Source organism: Streptomyces sp. B15, from assembly GCF_018070605.1.
GTDB lineage: Bacteria > Actinomycetota > Actinomycetes > Streptomycetales > Streptomycetaceae > Streptomyces > Streptomyces smyrnaeus.
Map to the genome: position 1 here is coordinate 1 of NZ_JAGPXJ010000121.1, position 16787 is coordinate 16787.

The following is a 16787-nucleotide window of genomic DNA, read 5'->3' on the forward strand; positions in this document are numbered from 1 at the left end:
CGTCCGGCAGCAGCGCGTCCAGATCGACGGTCTCCGGCTCGCCCCACTGCTGGGACAGCAGCACCACCAGCGCCTCGTGATCGGCGCGTATGTCCTGCTCGGCCTCCAGGAGTCCGACCGGATCGCCGTCCGGGTCCGGATCGGCCGTACGTAAGGCGACGATGCGGGCGGTGGGCTCGGCCTGCAGCCGTCCGATGGCGGTGAGGTGGTGGGCGAGATGCATGGGAACAGTCAACCTCCCGGCACTGACAGCCGGTTGGACGGGCCGGTCGGCCACGGGAACGGCAGCCGTCCGGCCACCGGGAACAGCGAACGGAAGCAGCGTCAGGTGACCGTGGTACCCCGGCCGCTCGCCGTGATTCCCCACAGCGGTTACGATCCGCCCCACGCGCACAGGCAGGGAGGCGGAGCGTGAGCAGGCTGACCGGAAGGGACCCGTCCCTGCTGCGGAGGATCAACTCCACGGTCGTGCTGCGGGCCCTGCGCGGCACCACGGCCCCCGAAGCGCTCACCCTCACCGAACTGGTGCACGCCACGGAGCTGTCCCGGCCCACGGTCGAGGGCGTGGTCGAGGATCTGATCGAGGCCGGTCTGGTGGCTGAGGCGACGCACGACCCGCCGGGCGGCGCGGCCCGGAGGGGACGCCCAGCGCGCAGGTTCCGGTTCCGTGCCGAGGCGGGCCAGCTGCTGGGCCTGGAGATCGGCCCGCACCGGGTGGCGGCTGTCCTCTCGGATCTGACCGGGCGCCTCACCGGTTCCCTCACCCGTCAGGTGGCCGAGACCGCGGAGGCCGACGCGCGGCTGGAGCGGATCCGCGGCACCGTCGCCGAACTGCTGCGCAGGACCGGCACCGCGCGGGACACGCTGCGCGCGGTGGGCGTCGGCACCCCCGGCATCGTGGAGGCCGACGGCACGGTACGGCTGGGCACGGCGCTGCCCGGCTGGACGGGGCTGGCCCTGGGCGAGCGGCTACGGCGGTCGTTCCGCTGCCCCGTGCTGGTGGAGAACGACGCCAACGCGGCGGCGCTGGCCGAACACTGGAAGGGCGCCGCGCGCGGCGTGGACGACGTGGTGATGGTGCTCGCCGGGCTGAGCCCGGGTGCCGGCTCGCTGATCGGCGGCCGGCTGCACCGCGGTTTCGGCGGCGCGGCCGGGGAGATCGGGGCGCTTCATCTGCTCGGCCGGGAGGTGAGACCCGAACGGCTGCTGTCCACGACGGACGAGCCGCTGCACCCGCTCGACGAGGCGGCCGTGGCCCGGGTGTTCGCCCAGGCCAGGGGCGGGGACGACCAGGCACGGCGGGCCATGGACCGCTTCTTGGCCAGGCTGGTGCACGACGTGGCGGCGCTGGTGCTGGCGCTGGACCCGGAGCTGCTGGTGGTCGGCGGCTGGGCCTCGGGGTTGGACGGTGTGCTGGACCCGCTGCGCGCCGAGTTGGAGCGCTACTGTCTGCGCCCGCCTCGGGTGGCCCTCTCCCGCCTGGGTGAGACGGCAGTGGCGACGGGGGCCCTGCGGGTCGCCCTCGACCATGCGGAGAGCGAGCTGTTCACCCTGGAGGAGGAGGCGGAACCCGCCCGCTGACCGGCAGCCGTGGCGGGCGAGGCCGTCAGCTCGCCAGCAGCGGGACCGCGTCGGTGTCGCTGAACGAGAGCCGGCAGGTGTCGGCGCGGTAGGTCGCGACCGAGACGGCGGCCGTGCCGCCGTCGGCGAGATACCGCGTGGTGACGACCAGGACCGGGGCGCCGGGCAGCCGGTCGAGCCGGCGTGCGTCGTCGGCGCGCGCCGATCCCAGCTCCACCGTACGGTCCTGCCCCGCGAGCTGGAGCCGGTGCAGTTCGCGCAGCACCGCGCGGGCCCGCGCCGCGCCGCTCGGCTCCTCCTCGACGTCTGTGGCCGGGCCGGGGACCGAGGCGGTGGGGACGTACAGCACCTCGGACGCCACCTGCTGACCGCCGGTCGTCCGGCTGCGGCGCACCGCGTGCACGACCGCGTCACCGGCCACGCCGAGCATCCGGGCCACGGGCGCGGGTGCCGGGGCGGCCTCGTGCTCCTCGGTGTGCCAGGCGTCGCCCGGCGCTCCGGGCCAGGTGTGGGGGCCGGCCTCGGAACCGACGTCCACGCCCACCCGGGGCGGGGCGACCGTCGTGCCGACGCCCCGGCGACGTTGCAGGCGCCCCTCCAGTTCGAGCTGTTCGAGGGCCTGACGGAGCGTGGCACGGGCCACGCCGAAGCGGGCGGCCAGGTCGCGCTCGTTCGGAAGGATCTCGCCGACGGCGAACTCGGAGTCGAGCGCGTCGGACAGCACGGTCTTCAGATGCCAGTACTTCGGCTCCGGCACCGTCTCCAGCTGCGTGGTCCCCACCCTTGCCTCCGCAATCCCCGTACGCCCGGCGGGCGCTGTGTGGCAGTGTTCCGCGTCCTTGTTTATGCGTCCTTGTTTTTTAAAGGACCTTGCGTATGCCTCACCGACCATAGGACGCCCCTCACCCTTGGTCAAGACCAATGCCCCGGGTCACCCCCTTGCCGAGCCCCTCTCGCGCTGCAATGATCGATCATCGATCATTGCCCGCTCCGCCCCCGCGCCCGGAGGACCCATGACCCGCCCCCGTACCCCCGCCTCCCTGCAGCGCGTCACCGTCGTCACCGGCGGCAGTCGCGGCATCGGCGCCGCCACGGCCCTGCGACTGACCCGGGACGGTCACCACATCGGCATCGGCTACGCCGACGACCAGGGGGCGGCAGCGCGTACGGCAGCGGCTGTGCGCGAAGCCGGGGGCGCGGCCGTCACCGTTCAGCTGGACACCAGCGAGGCGGCCGGCGTCGACCGCCTCTTCGACACCGTGCGGGAAGAACTCGGCCCGATCACCGGGCTGGTCAACAACGCGGGCATCTCCGGGCCGCTGGGCCGGTTCACGGAGACCTCGCCGGAGGTGATGCGCCGCGTCGTGGACGTCAATGTGACGGGGGCGCTGCTGTGCGCCCGGCGTGCCCTGCGGGAGATGTCCACCGCGCACGGCGGGCACGGCGGCGCGATCGTGAACATCTCCTCCTGTGCCGCCACCCTCGGTTCCCCCGGCGAGTATGTGCACTACGCCGCGTCGAAGGCCGCCGTCGACGCCATGACGGTGGGGCTGGCCAAGGAGTTCACCGGCGAGGGCGTACGCGTCAACTGCGTGCAGCCGGGATCGGTCCTCACGGATATGCACGCGAAGATGGGCGATCCGGACAGGGCGTGGAAGAAGGCGGAGATCACTCCGGCCCGGCGGCCGGGCGAGCCGGAAGAGATCGCCGACGCCGTCGCCTGGCTGCTCGGCGACGAGGCGTCCTACACCTCGGGCGCGGTGCTCAGGGTCGCGGGCGGCCTGTGACGGCGAGCCGGCGCGGGGTCACTCCCCGACGCCCCGCAGGTGGGTGAGCTTTCCGGGGTTGCGGATCAGATAGATGGCCTGGATCAGACCGTCTGCCACGTCCACGGAGAAGACCACGTCAGGCCGTCCCCCGTGGGTCACCAGTGCCCCGGGACCGCCGTTCAGTTCCAGGAGGCGGAAGTCGAACGCGGGGTCGCGCACGCCTTCCTGTGCGACGGCGGCCAGGAACCGGCCGACCTTGTCGGCGCCCAGGATGACGCGGTGCGGTGCCTTGGCGCCGCCCCCGCTGTCGGAGACCAGCCGCACATCCGGCGCGAGCACCGAGACCAGCCCTTGGAGGTCGCCTTCCAGCGCGGCCTTCAAGAAGCGCTCGGTCAGATCGCGCTGCAGTCCGGGGTCGACCTCGAAGCGCGGCTTGCGCTCCGCCACATGCCGCCGGGCGCGCCCGGCGAGTTGGCGTACGGCGGACTCGGTCCGCTCCAGCGTCCGGGCGATCTCCGCGTACGGGAAGCCGAAGGCCTCACGCAGCACGAACACGGCGCGCTCCAGCGGCGAGAGTGACTCCAGCACCACGAGCACCGCCAGGGAGACCGACTCGGCGAGCACCGCGCGCTCGGCGCCCTCCTGCCGCGAGGGCGCCACCGTCGCTTCGAAGTCGGTGACCAGTGGCTCGGGCAGCCAGGTGCCGACGTACGCCTCGCGCCGGGACTGCGCCTGGCGGAGCCGGTCGATGGCCAGCCGGGTGGTGACGCGCACCAGATAGCCGCGCGGCTCACGCACCTGTGCGCAGTCGGCGGCCGACCACCGCAGCCACGCCTCCTGCACCACGTCCTCGGCGTCGGCCACCCGGCCCAGCATGCGGTAGGCCACCCCGAGGAGCACGGCTCGGTGCTCCTCGAAGACCTCGGTCACCTCGGCGGTCGGGTCAGCGGTCACCCTGTCATCATGCCACCGGGCCGCGGGCGCCAGGCTGCGCGGGGCTTCCCTGCACGGGCGCTTGCTGACATCGTGTCAACGAGCCGCAGCAGCACTCGTCCCCCGGCGCGCACCCCACGGCGACGCGCCACGCAGCACCGCAGGAACCGTAGGAGTGGCCATGCCCGCCGTCTTCACCCCGCAGACGCCCGCCCAGGAATCCGCCTCCGTCGTGGAGGTCCCACGCCCCGGACGGCCGCCGTTCCAGGTCGCCTACGAGCGGCGCGGCTCCGGCGAGCCGATGCTGCTGCTGCACGGCATCGGCCACCACTGGCAGGCGTGGGAGCCGGTGCTGACCGTGCTCGCGGGGAGCTACGACGTGATCGCGCTCGATCTGCCCGGGTTCGGCGCCTCCCCCGGGCTTCCCGAAGGGGTCTCCTACGGGCTGGAGAGCGTGGTGCCGCTGCTCGCCGAGACCTGTGCCGCCCTGGGTGTCGAACGGCCCCATGTGGCCGGCAACTCGCTGGGCGGGCTGCTGGCCCTGGAGATGGGGCTGCACGGCTTCGCCCGTTCGGTCACCGCCCTGGCGCCCGCCGGTTTCTTCACCCGGCCCGAACGGCTGTACGCCTTCACCGTGCTGCGCGGGATGCGCGCCGGGGCGCGGAGCCTGCCGGACCCGGTGGTGGAGGTGCTGGCCCGTACCGCAGCCGGGCGGGCGGCACTGACGGGCACCATCTACGCCCGGCCCGGCCGGCGCTCCGCCGACGCCGTGGTCGCCGAGACCCGCGCCCTTCGCCGGGCGGTCGGCTTCGTCCCGGTACTGGACCAGGGGCAGCACCCCGGAGCACGCTTCGGCCACAACATCCGCGACATCCCGGTGACCATCGGCTGGGGCGACCGGGACCGTCTGCTCCTGCGCCGCCAAGGAGTCCGCGCCAAGCGTGCGATCCCCGCCGCCCGGCTGGTCCGGCTCCGCGGCTGCGGCCACGTCCCCATGAACGACGACCCCGCCACGGTCGCCCGCGTCATCACCGACACGGCGCGGCAGGCCGACGTGGCACGCGCCCTGCCCGCCGCCAGGTAGTCAGCTCAGCTCGCTCTCGATCCGCAACTCCAGGGCACCGGCCTCACTCACCCGTTCGGCCACGACGCCGTGCGGGTCGGGCGTACCGGCCGGATAGGCGGCACGTACCCGGGTCAGCCTGTTGACGGCCTGGTCGTAGCGGCCCAGGTCCACCTCCAGCGCGGCAGCCCGCAGCTCCGCGCTCGTCGCCTCGTGCAACCCCGCCTCGCCGCAGTCGTGGAAGGCGGCCACGGCCCGGTCCGCGTACTCGATGCCCCTGGCGCAGCACTCCACCGCCTCGGCGTCCTGCTCTCCCGGCGCCGATGGCACCGCCACCGGCTCGATCAGCAACTCGGCGGTCTGCCGGTAGGTGTGGCCGATCTCCAGCCGGAGCCGCAGCCGCTGTTCCTCCTCCAGCAGCTCCTCCGGGTCGCGGAGAAGAGCCGCGATCTCCTCCTGCGCCGCCTCCATGCACGCCAGCGACTCGGCCACGGGCGCGCCCGACTCCATCGCCAGCCACGCCCTCGCGTGCAGCGTACGGATCACCGCATGCGGGTCCCCCAGCGCCCGCCACAGCTCCTCGGCCCGCCCGTACAGCTGCCCCGCGGCGGTGTACTGCCCGGAGGCGCGGTGGGTGTCGGCGGCCAGATGGGTGACGACAGCACGCCCGTGCCGGTCCTGCCACGAGTGCGGCAGGTCGGCGGCCCGACGGAGCAACCCGGCGGCGGCCCGCAGCTGTTCGGGCCGCGCGCAGGAGTGGCCGAGCCACACGCAGGCCTGCACGATGCCCGGTTCGTCGGGCACCTCCAACAGCTCGCCGAGGGCCGCGACCAGGACGGCGGCCGCCTCGTCGGACCGCTCCAGAGCCACCAGGCAGCCGCCGAGACGGAGCCTGGCGCGGGACGCCTCGAAGTCGCCGCCCGAGGTCTGGAGCGCGTGGACGGCGTGCCGGAGGGATTCGGCCTCCTCACCGAGCAGTCCTTGCGCGGCGTGCACATCGGCGTGCATCAGATGAAGACGCGCGAGGTCGGCCGGGGTGCGGGCGGCCGCGCCCTCCCGCTCGCGCAAGGCGCCGCGCAGCACCTCGGCGGCCCGCTTGTGGTCACCGGTCTCCATCAGCAGCCGGGCCCGGGCCACTTCGGGCCCGGTGGCCGACCAGGGGCGGCCCGCCTCGTGGAAGAGGCCGGCCGCCTCGGCCAGCAGCTCGCCCGCCCGTACCGCGTCGCCGCGCTGGGCCGCCAGCCGCCCGCGGGTCTCGGTGGCCTCGGCGATCCGGGCACGGACGGCGGGCTCGGAGCTGTCGGGCAGGGCCAGCGCGACGAGTTCGGCCAGTTCGGCGTCGAGCGCGTCGGCGACCGGACCCGGTGCCTCGGCCGCGGCGCTGTCGGCGCTGTCCACGTGTTCTGCCCCGGTGGTGCGCGCGGTACGGCCCGGGTGCGCCGCGTCGAAGGGAGTGCCGCCCCCGTGACCGCCGGCCTCCAGCACCCCTCCGAGTTCATGTGCCCGCATCCGGGCGCGGGCCAGCAGTACGGCGGTGGCGTGCCGGGTGCCGATGCGGTGTTCCGCGTGCAGGTGCCTGGCCTGGGTGCACAGCGCGTCGACGGACTCGGGCGGCACGGCCGCGCCTTCGGGCGCGAAGGAGGCGGCGAAGGCGGCGCGCGCCCGGCAGGCGAGGGCCTCGCCCGGCAGCTCGGCCCCGGCGAAGAGGCTCGCCGCCTCGGTGAAGCGGGTGGCTCCGGCGGCCGGGTCGGTCAAGGCCAGCTCCATGGCCCGGTGGTCGAGGAGTTCGGCCCGCTCCCCTTGGCCGAGCTGTACGCCGGTACGGGCGACGGCGTCCTCGACGGCGGCCCACCGGGCTGCCGCGTCCGGGTGCCCCGCGGCACTCAGCCGCCGCGCCTCCTCCAGCAGCCGGTACGCGTCCGGAACGGCCGTCCCGCCGACGGCTCCTGTCCCGGCCTCGGAGCCGGTCCCGGGCGACGGGAGCACCACGGCCCCGACGCCGAGCGGCAGGCGCGGAACCCGCGGTGACGCGGCCTGCCGAGCACGGACGGCCGCTCCGTGCAGTGCGGTGCCGGCCCGCCGGTCGAAGCGGTCCGCCACCTGACGGGCCTGCGAGGCGGCGTGCTCCAGCAGCGAGTCGGCGTCCCAGTCCCGTCCCGCCGGCCCGGGGACGGCAAGGGCGCCGTGGCCGAGTTCGACGAGCCGTCGCATCAGCAGTGCCACGGCGGACATCCACACCTCGTACCCGGGGGCGTCCTCCTGTTCCTGCCAGCGCGTCCCGTCCTGCTCGGCGAGGATCTCCAGACCCCACGCCTCGTTGCCGGTGAGGGCGCAGAACTCCAGGTGCCGGGCGAGGGCCCCGCGCCCGGTCGGCTCCTCCCGCACCAGCAGGTGGCCCGCGAGGTGCCTGCTGCGGGCCTCGGCGGTGCGGCCGAGGCGCAGCAGCGGGGCGAGCGAGACGGCCAGCAGATACGGCCGGCTGCTGCCGCACGGGTACTCACCGCGCAGCACCGGCTCCCACAGGCGCAGCGCCGCCTCGTCCTCCGCCGCACCGCTGCCCGGAGTCTCGGCCTCCGCCTCCTCGGCGCGGATCGCGTGTGCCCGGCCGCGCCAGGCCAGCTCGCAGCCCGCGCAGTCGGCGCTGCGGTCGCGTTCGGCCTCCAGCCACGCGTCGTAGGCCCGGGCGGCGCGCTGCCGGTCGCCGAACCGCTGGGCAGCCAGGAACTCGCGGGCGTGCACGGCGCGTTGCGACAGGCCCGCCTCGGTGTGGCTGCGGGCCAGCAGGGTGAGCCACTCCTCGATGTCCGCCAGTGGTGTCCCCGGGTCGGCGATCAGGTCCTCCACGGCCCAGCGCAGCGACCACAGCAGCGCGAACGCGGTCTCGTCGTCGAACGCCCCCGGGTCCTCCTCCCACAGCCGCAGCGCCCGCGCCACGGGGGCGGGGGTGGTGCGTCCGGCGGAGCCGAAGGCGCGGCTGGCGGCCAGATGCACCAGCGCCGCGCCCAGCGCGGCCCGCGCCTCTCGGCCGCCGTCCCGCGCCGGTGTCTCGGCCTCCGCGACCAGTTCCACCGCGCGGGCGACACGCTCGGGGCCGTGTGGCGCCAGGCCCCACGCCCGGATGTCCGCACGGAGCTGGGCAGGCGTACGGCTGGTGGTCATCGGGCCTCCTGGGCCGGGGTGAGGCGGGCGGGCGGCATGCGGGTGGAGTTGTCCGTGAAGCGGCATCCTAGGCCGCGGAGGCGGCCGGAGGCCGGGAGTTGGGTGCCCCCCTTCTGTCCGGTGTGACACCGGTGTTCACTGGGGCTTCGTGTGTACGGCACCCGAACGGGATAGAGGTAACCGGACACAGGCAACACGGGTAACAGCTGACACGGTGACAGCTCGACATGGGTGACAGCCGGCACGGGTGACAGCTGACACGCTTCGAGGAGGCCCGCACATGGAACAAGGCGATCCGACGACCGGCAGATCCCCCGCCCGGCGGACAGTGCTGCGCGGCACGGTCGGCGCGGGGGCGGCGCTGTCCCTGCCGCTGGTCGGCGCGGCGGCACCCGCACAGGCGCGGCGCGGTCGCCCGTCGGCCGAGTGGGGCGTACAGGCGGGGGACGTGACCACGACCTCCGGGCTGGTGTGGGTGCGTGCGGACCGCCGGGCGCGCATGGTGGTCGAGACGGCGGCCACCGAGTCGTTCCGCAACCCGAAGCGGTGGTACGGACCCGTGGTGGGGCCGGACACCGACTTCACGGGCCGTACAGCACTGCACGGGCTGCCGCCGGGCGAGCAGATCCACTACCGGGTGACCCTGGCCGACCCCGACGACCCGCGGCGATCCGGCCGGCCGGTGCACGGCACGTTCCGCACGGCGCCGGCGCGCCGACGTGACGTGCGGTTCCTGTGGTCGGGTGACCTGGCGGGGCAGGGCTGGGGCATCAACCCGGACCGGGGCGGCTATCCGATCTTCGACCGGATGCGGAAGCTGAACCCGGACTTCTTCCTCAACAGCGGCGACACCATCTACGCGGACTCCCCCATCCAGGAGCGGGTGGAGCTGCCGGACGGCGGGGTGTGGCGCAACGTCACCACCGAGGAGAAGTCCAAGGTGGCCGAGACCCTGGCGGAGTTCCGCGGCAACTTCCGCTACAACCTGCTGGCCGACAATCTGCGCCGGTTCAACGCGCAGGTGCCCTCGATCGTGCAGTGGGACGACCACGAGGTGCTCAACAACTGGTACCCGGGCGAGCTCCTGGACGACGACCGGTACACCGTCAAGGACGTCTCCACCCTCGCGGCCCGTTCACTGCGGGCCTTCAGCGAGTACTTCCCCATCAGCACCCTGCCGCCCGCGGACGAGGACGGACGCGTCTACCGCGTGGTGCGGCACGGCCCCCTGCTGGACGTGTTCGTCCTGGACATGCGCAGCTACCGGAACGCCAACTCGCCGGGCCGCCGGCCGGACGACACCCGGGGCATCCTGGGCGAGCGGCAGCTGAAGTGGCTCAAGCGGGAGCTGTCGCGCTCCCGCGCGGTGTGGAAGGTGATCGCCTCGGACATGCCGCTGGGGCTGGTCGTATCGGACGGCAAGACCGACTTCGAGGCGGTCGCGCAGGGCGATCCGGGCGCCCCGCTGGGCCGGGAGCTGCAGATCGCGGAGCTGCTGCGGCACATCAAGCACCGGCGGATCACCGGCACGGTGTGGTTCACCACGGATGTGCACCACACCTGTGCGCAGCGGTACGACCCCGACCGGGCGGCATTCAAGGATTTCGCGCCGTTCTGGGAGTTCGTCTCCGGGCCGCTGAACGCCGGCGGGTTCGGCGCGCTGAAGCTGGACGGCACCTTCGGTCCCGACCAGAGGTTCATCAAGGCACCGACCCGCGCCAACACACCGCCGACCGAGGGCGGGCAGTACTTCGGCCAGGTCGACATCGACGGCTCCACCGGCGAGATGACGGTGCGGCTGCGCGAGGAGAGCGGTGCGGTGCTGTTCACCCAGGTGCTCCGGCCCGGCCGGGTGGGACAGTAGCGCGGGGCGGGCGGCAGCCGTGACCGAGCAGCATCCCGCGTTCAGCTACGCGCCCGTCGGCCGCACCGCGCACGGGGTGACGCCGCCCGGTTTCCGCCCGCTGTGCGTACGCACTCCCCTGGGCACCGGTGAGGCCGTCTTCCAGGCGGCCTCGCGGGCCGTGCTGGAGTGGCGGATGCACCGAGCGATGGGCGTACGGATGGAGACGGACGCCGAACGGGCGGCGCCCGGCGTACAGGTGACGGTGGGCCTGGGCATCGGGCGGCTACGGGTGCACGGACCCTGCCGGGTGGTGTGGCTCGTGGAGGACGAGCGCCGCGCCGGATGGGCGTACGGCACGCTGCCGGGTCATCCGCAGTGCGGCGAGGAGGCCTTCTGGGTCGAGCAGGCCCTGGACGGCCGGGTCCGGCTGACCGTATGGGCCTACAGCAACCCGGCGGTGTGGTGGACACGCGCGGCGGGCCCCGTGGTGCCGGTGCTGCAGCGGCTGTACGCGCACCGGTGCGGGCAGGTGCTGCGGCGACTGGCGCGGGAGCGGCCCCCCACAGGGTGAATGCTCAACAGATGACTCAAAAGGGATGTTTGACCGCCGAGCGCTCTTTTTACGCACCTGTCACGCATCGTTCGTGGTCAGGCAACGACCGTCCGGGAGGGTGGTCGTATGGCTGATGACTCTGCCGCGAAGAAGGCGGGCACCACGACCGGCGCGACGACGCGTCCCTGGCACCGTGCGACGACGGCCGCACGGGAGGGATGGCGGGCATGGCGCGCCCGCCAGGTGCACGGCGAGGGCCCCCGGGAGGGCGCCGGGGCAGGTGACCACCCGTATCCCGAGGACACCACCTGCCTGTGGCGGGTACGCACGACCGTACGCGAGGAACCCGGCTCCCTCGCGCGGGTGTGCGGCGCGCTGGCGGCGGGCCGGGTCGACATCCTCACCCTGCAGACCCACCCGCTCGGCGACCGCACGGTGGATGAGTTCCTGCTGCGCACCCCCGCGGCGCTGGAGGCACCCGAACTGACCCGGCTGCTGTCCGAGGCCGGCGGCGACGACACCTGGGCCGAGCGGGCCGACGCCCACGACCTGGTGGACACCCCCACCCGGATCCTCGGCCTGGCCACCCGGGCCGCACTCGACTCCGCCGAACTCCCGCTGGCCCTGCGGACGTTGCTGGGCCGCTGCACGATCCGCTCGGTCCCCGGCAACACCCCCGCCCAGGGCACACTGGAGGGTACGCTACTGCGCCTGCCCGACCCTGCCGGAGGAGAGATCGTCGTGGAACGGCACCATGTGCCCTTCACCCCCACCGAGTTCGCACGGGCACACGCTCTGGTGCAGCTGGACGCGCGGCTGGGACGGCGCGCCCCGCGCGAGCAGCACGCGCTGACCCTGCCCGAGGGCCGGGCCGTGTCGATCCGCCGCGCCGACGAGGGCGACCTCGACGCCGCGCTGGCGATGCACGCCCGCTGCTCGAAGCAGACCCTCAGCAGCCGCTACCACGGCCCCGTCAAGGACGCCGACCGCTATCTGCGGCATCTGCTCTCCCCCCGGTTCGGCCGCACCCTCGCCGTGGAGTCACCCGCGGGCGAGCTGGTGGCGCTCGGCCATCTGCTGTGGGACGGCGACGAGACCGAGGCGGCGCTGCTGGTCGAGGACGCCTGGCAGCGGCGGGGTATCGGTTCGGCACTGCTGCGGCGGCTGATCGGCATGGCCCGCGAGGCACGCTGCGAGAGCGTCTACGCGGTCACCCAGTCGTCCAACACGGGCATGGTCGCCGCGATGCGCGGGCTGGGGCTGCCGCTCGACTACCAGGTCGAGGAGGGCACGCTGGTGGTGACCGCGGCGCTGACGCCCGCCGCCGTGGCGCCGAGCTGAGCCCCGCCCCGCACACCGACCGCCACGACACCGTGCACCGGTACCCCACCTGCGGCGTCCCGGTACTGACGGCAGGGGTATCGGCGTACGAGTATGGGCGCATGTCCGATGCGATCAACACAGCGACCCCCGGTCCCCTGCCCCGTCAGGTGGCCGACACCTACGTCGACGCGCTCGTCGAACTCGACCCGATCTCCGGCACCTACCTCGGAGTGCCCGAGAGCCACGGCAAGCTGCCCGACTTCTCGCCCGCGGGCCAAGAGGCGGTGGCCGTACTCAACCGCACCACCCTTGAGGAGTTGGCCGCTGCCGAGGCGCGGCCCGGCGGCGACAGCGACGAGGAGCGACGCTGCGCGCGGCTGCTGCGCGAGCGGCTGACCGCCGAACTGGCCGTGCACGAGGCGGGTGAGGGGCTGCGCGCCGTCAGCAACCTCAACTCGCCCCTCCACGCGGTGCGCGGCATCTTCACCGTGATGCCGTCCGAGACGAAGGAGGACTGGAAGGCGGTCGCCGACCGGATGCGGGCGATGCCGCTCGCGCTCGACGGCTATCGCGTATCCCTCGCCGAGGGCCTCTCCCGCGGGCTGTACGCCGGGCCCCGGCAGGTGTCCACGGTGCTGGGCCAGCTGGCGCAGTGGCTGGGCGAGAAGGACTCGGACGACGACCGGGGCTGGTTCGCGCAGTTCGCCGGCGGCTGCCCGGACACCCTCCGCCCCGAGCTCGGCGAAGCGGCCGCCGAGGCCACCCGCGCCGTCTCCGAGCTGCGCGACTGGCTGCGGGACGTGTACGCACCTGGCATCGCCGGCGCCCCCGAGACGGTGGGCCGCGAGCGGTACGCGCGCTGGGCGCGCTACTGGAACGGCGCGGATCTCGACCTGGAGGAGGCCTACCACTACGGCTGGGAGGAGTTCCACCGGCTGCTCGGCGAGATGCGCACCGAGGCGGAGGAGGTCCTTCCCGGCGCGAAGACCCCCTGGGAGGCGCTGCGCCATCTGGACACCCACGGCGAGGCCATCGAGGGCGTCGACGCGGTCCGCGAATGGCTTCAGGGACTGATGGACGAGGCCATCAGCGAGCTGGACGGCACCCACTTCGAGCTGGCCGATCCGGTGCGCCGGGTGGAGGCCAGGATCGCCCCGCCCGGCAGCGCCGCCGCGCCGTACTACACCCAGCCGTCGCTGGACTTCTCCCGGCCGGGCCGCACCTGGCTGCCCACCATGGGCGAGACCCGTTTCCCGGTCTACGACCTGGTCAGCACCTGGTACCACGAGGGCGTGCCCGGACACCATCTGCAGCTCGCGCAGTGGACGTACGTCGCCGACAAGCTCTCCCGCTACCAGACGACCGTCGGCATGGTCAGCGCCAACGCCGAGGGCTGGGCACTGTACGCCGAACGGCTCATGGACGAGCTCGGCTTCCTGACCACGGCCGAGCGGCGACTGGGCTATCTGGACGCGCAGATGATGCGCTCCACCCGGGTCATCGTCGACATCGGTATGCACCTGGAACTGGAGATCCCCGCCGACTCCCCCTTCCACCCGGGCGAGCGGTGGACTCCCGAACTGGCGCAGGAGTTCTTCGGCATGCACAGCGGCCGCCCCGCCGACTTCGTGGAGAGCGAGCTGGTGCGCTACCTGGGCATGCCGGGTCAGGCGATCGGCTACAAGCTGGGCGAGCGCGCCTGGCTGGAGGGCCGCGACGCGGCGCGGCGCGAGCGCGGCGCCGAGTTCGACGCCAAGGCCTGGCACATGGCGGCTCTCTCGCTCGGCTCTCTGGGCCTCGATGATCTGGTGAGGGAGCTGTCGGCACTCTGAGCAGCTGAGCCGCCCTTCCCCTCACCCCTGTTCCGCCGCGACGGCGAGCAGCCGGTCAGTGAACCGTCGGCTGAGCGCCGTCGCGGCGGAGAAGCTAGCCGTCCGCGGGAGCGGCATGGTGGCGCAGCGCGGAGCCGTGCCGGGATTTGACGACCTCCAACTGGGCGGGTACTCGCTGTCGCAGGTCGGCCACGTGGCTGACGATGCCGACGCAGCGATCCCTCTCGCGCAGCGAGTCGAGCACGTCCAGCACCTCATCCAGCGTCTGTTCGTCCAGACTGCCGAAGCCCTCGTCGATGAAGAGCGTCTCCAGCCGGGTGCCGCCGGCCTCCTCGGTCACCACGTCGGCGAGTCCGAGGGCGAGGGCGAGGGAGGCGAAGAACGTCTCACCGCCGGAGAGGGTGGCGGTGTCCCGCTCGGCACCGGTCCAGGCGTCCACGACGTGCAGGCCCAGCCCGGATCTGCCGCGCCCGGAGGCCCGTGCGTCGGAGTGCACCAGGGTGTAGCGGCCCGAGGACATCCGGCCCAGGCGTGCCGAGGCAGCGGCGGCGACCTGTTCGAGCCGAGCGGCCAGCACATACGACTCCAGGCGCATGCGGCGCTCGTTGTCGGCCGACGTACCCGCCGCGAGAGCGGCGAGCCGGGCGACGCGGTCGTAGGCCGTGCGCAGCGGCGCCAGCCTGCGGGCCCGGTCGGCGGCGCGCGCCCCCAGTCCGTCCAGTGCCTCCACCGTGCCCCGCGCGGCATGGTGTTCGGCGTCGGCGGAGCGCAGTCGCACCTCCGCGGCGTCGACGACGGCCCGCGCCGCCTCGGGGTCCGCCGCCGGCCGCGCGGCTGCCGCGGCCAGTGCGGGGTCGGCCAGTTCCTCGCGCACGGCTGCTTCCTCGGCCTGCCGGCGTTCCAGCCGGGTACGCAGCTCGCGCTGCTCGGACTCGGGCAGCACGGCCTGCTCCGCGTCCTCGGGCGCCCGGAACCCGGCCCGGTCGGCGGCGTCGGCCAGCTGCTCCGCGGCCTCGGCGAGCCGTTCGGCGGCGCGGGCGGCCGTGTGGGCGGCCTCCGTCGCCCGGGACAGCAGTCCGACGCGCCGCTCCAGCTCGGTGAAGCGGGCGGCGACGCTGGGGGCCTCGCCGCGGGCTTTCGCCAGCCGCTCGGTGAGGGCCGCCAGCTCCCGTTGCCACGCGTCCCGCGTGGAGGTGCGGGCCGCGGCACGGCGCTCGGCGTCCTGGCGTGCGTTCTGCCGCTCGGCGTACTCGCGTTCGGCGGCGGCCAACGCCTCACGCGCCTCATGGGTGCCGGACGCCTGCCTGTACGCCTCCGCGTGCTCGTCCTCCAGCGCGGCGACGGCGGCGGCCAGCGCCTCGGTGCTCGCGTCCTCGGCCTCCCCCTGGAGCGGGGCGGACCCCTCGGTCCCCCGCCCGCCGACGGCTCCGCCGCCCGCCGCTTCGGCCTGAGCCGCCGTGTGGTTCTCGCGCAGCGCCGCGAGGCGCTCCTCGGCCGACCGGCGGTGCTCGGCCGCCCGTTGCGAGGCGGCGAGTGCGGCGTCCTCGGTCGCGCGGTCCACAGGGTCCGGCTCCTCGCGGGCGGGATCCGGGTGGGCGGTGGAGCCGCAGCCGGCCCAGGGCTCGCCCGCCACCCGGTGGGCGGCGAGCGCGGCCGCGACACCGCGCAGCCGCCGCTCGCGCAGGGCGAGCCAGCGCTCCTTCGCCTCGGCAGCCTCCTCCCGGGCGCGGTGGAGGGCTTCGACGGCGGTCGAGATCTCGGCGGCGAGCTGGTCGCGGCGGCGCGCGGCCTGGAGGCGGGCGCGGGCCGGGTGGAGCCGGCCGGAGAGGTGTTCGGCGCGGGTGGCGGCCTCCTGCGCGTCCTCGACGCGGCGCTGGAGGGCGTACCGCTGCTCCTCCCAGTCCGCCAGCCACTCCGCCGCCTCGCGGAGCAGATCCTCGTCGGCCCGTGACTCGGCGTCCAGCCGGCGCAGTTCGGCCTCGATCCCGGCTGCGCGCGGCTCCTCCTCGCGGGCGGCCCGCAGCGCGCCCAGCTCCTGGCGCAACTCCCGCTCCAGCTCCGCCAGCCGTTCGGGGGCGGCCTCGGCCAGGGAGTGCGGCAGGCGGGCCCGCGCGTCCCGTTCGGCCGCACGCGCCCGGACGTGCTCGTCATGTGCCGCCCGGTGGAATCGGAGTGCGGGGGCCACGGCCTCGGCGGCCCGCGCCCGCTCCAGTCGGCGCCGCAGCGCCTCGCTCTCCTCCGCTCCGGCCGCCAGTTCGTCGGCACGCTGCCGGGCGCGGGCGAACCGCTGCTGCGCTCGCGCGAGTTCGCGGCTCGCCTCCAGCTTCTGTACGGCGGTCCCGTACCGCTCGCGCGCCGTCTCGGCGGCCAGGGCGGCGCAGGTGAGGCGTTCCCTGGCGTAGCAGCGGGCCTGCGCCGCCCACGTCAGCACGGCGTCGGTGAGACCGGGGTCGCCGGGTGCGAGCCGACCGCGTTCGGGTGTCGCGGACTGCTTGGCACGGGCGCCGCCCCGTCCGGCACGCCGGGTGCCGCCTGTCGCGGTGCCGGGCTCCGGGTCCGAGGTGGCTGCCGGGGCGCTGCCGGCCGGGGGGGCGGTGCGCTGGCCGGGGAGGGGCTGCGCTTCGGGCGCGTCCGCGGGGCCGTCGCCCAGTTCCGCGGGATCGCCGACCGCCTGTCGCATCCGGTGGGCGAGGGCGAGCAGTTCCTCGTCGGCCGCGGTGACCTCCTG

At 74.5% G+C, this 16787-nt stretch carries 11 protein-coding genes and 1 pseudogene; 7 read left to right on the forward strand and 5 right to left on the reverse strand.

Features of this window, described 5'->3' with window-relative positions; genetic code table 11:
* Positions 1-223: pseudogene (locus KBY19_RS32625) on the reverse strand (hypothetical protein); the annotation flags it as partial.
* 188 nt (positions 224-411) lie between these two features.
* On the opposite strand from KBY19_RS32625, the gene KBY19_RS32630 reads away from it, so the two are divergent.
* Positions 412-1581: an ROK family protein gene (locus KBY19_RS32630; RefSeq protein ID WP_210967282.1), complete on the forward strand. Its 1170-nt coding sequence runs from the start codon at positions 412-414 to the stop codon at positions 1579-1581.
* 25 nt (positions 1582-1606) lie between these two features.
* On the opposite strand, the gene KBY19_RS32635 is transcribed toward KBY19_RS32630, so the two are convergent.
* Positions 1607-2362 (reverse strand): GntR family transcriptional regulator, encoded by a 756-nt coding sequence (locus tag KBY19_RS32635; protein WP_099878236.1) that lies wholly within the window; start codon positions 2360-2362, stop codon positions 1607-1609.
* A gap of 232 nt (positions 2363-2594) precedes the next feature.
* Between KBY19_RS32635 and KBY19_RS32640 the strand changes: the two genes are divergently transcribed.
* Positions 2595-3368 carry an SDR family oxidoreductase gene (locus KBY19_RS32640; protein WP_185016207.1) on the forward strand — a complete coding sequence of 258 codons (774 nt, stop codon included), beginning with the start codon at positions 2595-2597 and terminating at the stop codon, positions 3366-3368.
* Between the two features lie 18 nt (positions 3369-3386).
* Here KBY19_RS32640 and sigJ read toward each other — a convergent pair whose 3' ends face one another.
* Positions 3387-4226 carry an RNA polymerase sigma factor SigJ gene (gene sigJ, locus KBY19_RS32645; protein WP_247691666.1) on the reverse strand — a complete coding sequence of 280 codons (840 nt, stop codon included), beginning with the start codon at positions 4224-4226 and terminating at the stop codon, positions 3387-3389.
* Between the two features lie 238 nt (positions 4227-4464).
* Between sigJ and KBY19_RS32650 the strand changes: the two genes are divergently transcribed.
* On the forward strand, positions 4465-5367 hold the full coding sequence (locus KBY19_RS32650) for an alpha/beta fold hydrolase (RefSeq protein ID WP_185016208.1): 903 nt from the start codon (positions 4465-4467) through the stop codon (positions 5365-5367).
* On the opposite strand, the gene KBY19_RS32655 is transcribed toward KBY19_RS32650, so the two are convergent.
* Positions 5368-8505 carry a hypothetical protein gene (locus KBY19_RS32655; protein WP_210967283.1) on the reverse strand — a complete coding sequence of 1046 codons (3138 nt, stop codon included), beginning with the start codon at positions 8503-8505 and terminating at the stop codon, positions 5368-5370.
* A gap of 280 nt (positions 8506-8785) precedes the next feature.
* Here KBY19_RS32655 and KBY19_RS32660 point away from each other — a divergent pair, with 280 nt between their 5' ends.
* The 4 genes from KBY19_RS32660 (at position 8786) to KBY19_RS32675 (ending at position 14059) form a co-directional block, all read left to right on the forward strand.
* A complete protein-coding gene (locus KBY19_RS32660; RefSeq protein WP_210967284.1) occupies positions 8786-10369 on the forward strand; it encodes an alkaline phosphatase in 1584 nt (527 codons plus the stop codon).
* A 19-nt stretch (positions 10370-10388) separates the two neighbouring features.
* The gene (locus KBY19_RS32665; RefSeq protein ID WP_099878247.1) at positions 10389-10922 is read left to right on the forward strand and encodes a DUF1990 family protein; all 534 of its coding nucleotides are present in this window, start codon (positions 10389-10391) and stop codon (positions 10920-10922) included.
* 108 nt (positions 10923-11030) lie between these two features.
* Entirely contained in the window at positions 11031-12245 is a 1215-nt protein-coding gene (locus KBY19_RS32670) for a GNAT family N-acetyltransferase (RefSeq protein WP_099878250.1), read from the forward strand.
* A 101-nt stretch (positions 12246-12346) separates the two neighbouring features.
* Positions 12347-14059 carry a DUF885 domain-containing protein gene (locus KBY19_RS32675; protein ID WP_099878252.1) on the forward strand — a complete coding sequence of 571 codons (1713 nt, stop codon included), beginning with the start codon at positions 12347-12349 and terminating at the stop codon, positions 14057-14059.
* Between the two features lie 94 nt (positions 14060-14153).
* Here KBY19_RS32675 and KBY19_RS37380 read toward each other — a convergent pair.
* Positions 14154-16787 (reverse strand): SbcC/MukB-like Walker B domain-containing protein (locus KBY19_RS37380; RefSeq protein ID WP_210967285.1); only part of this gene is annotated, 2634 nt, incomplete at its 5' end.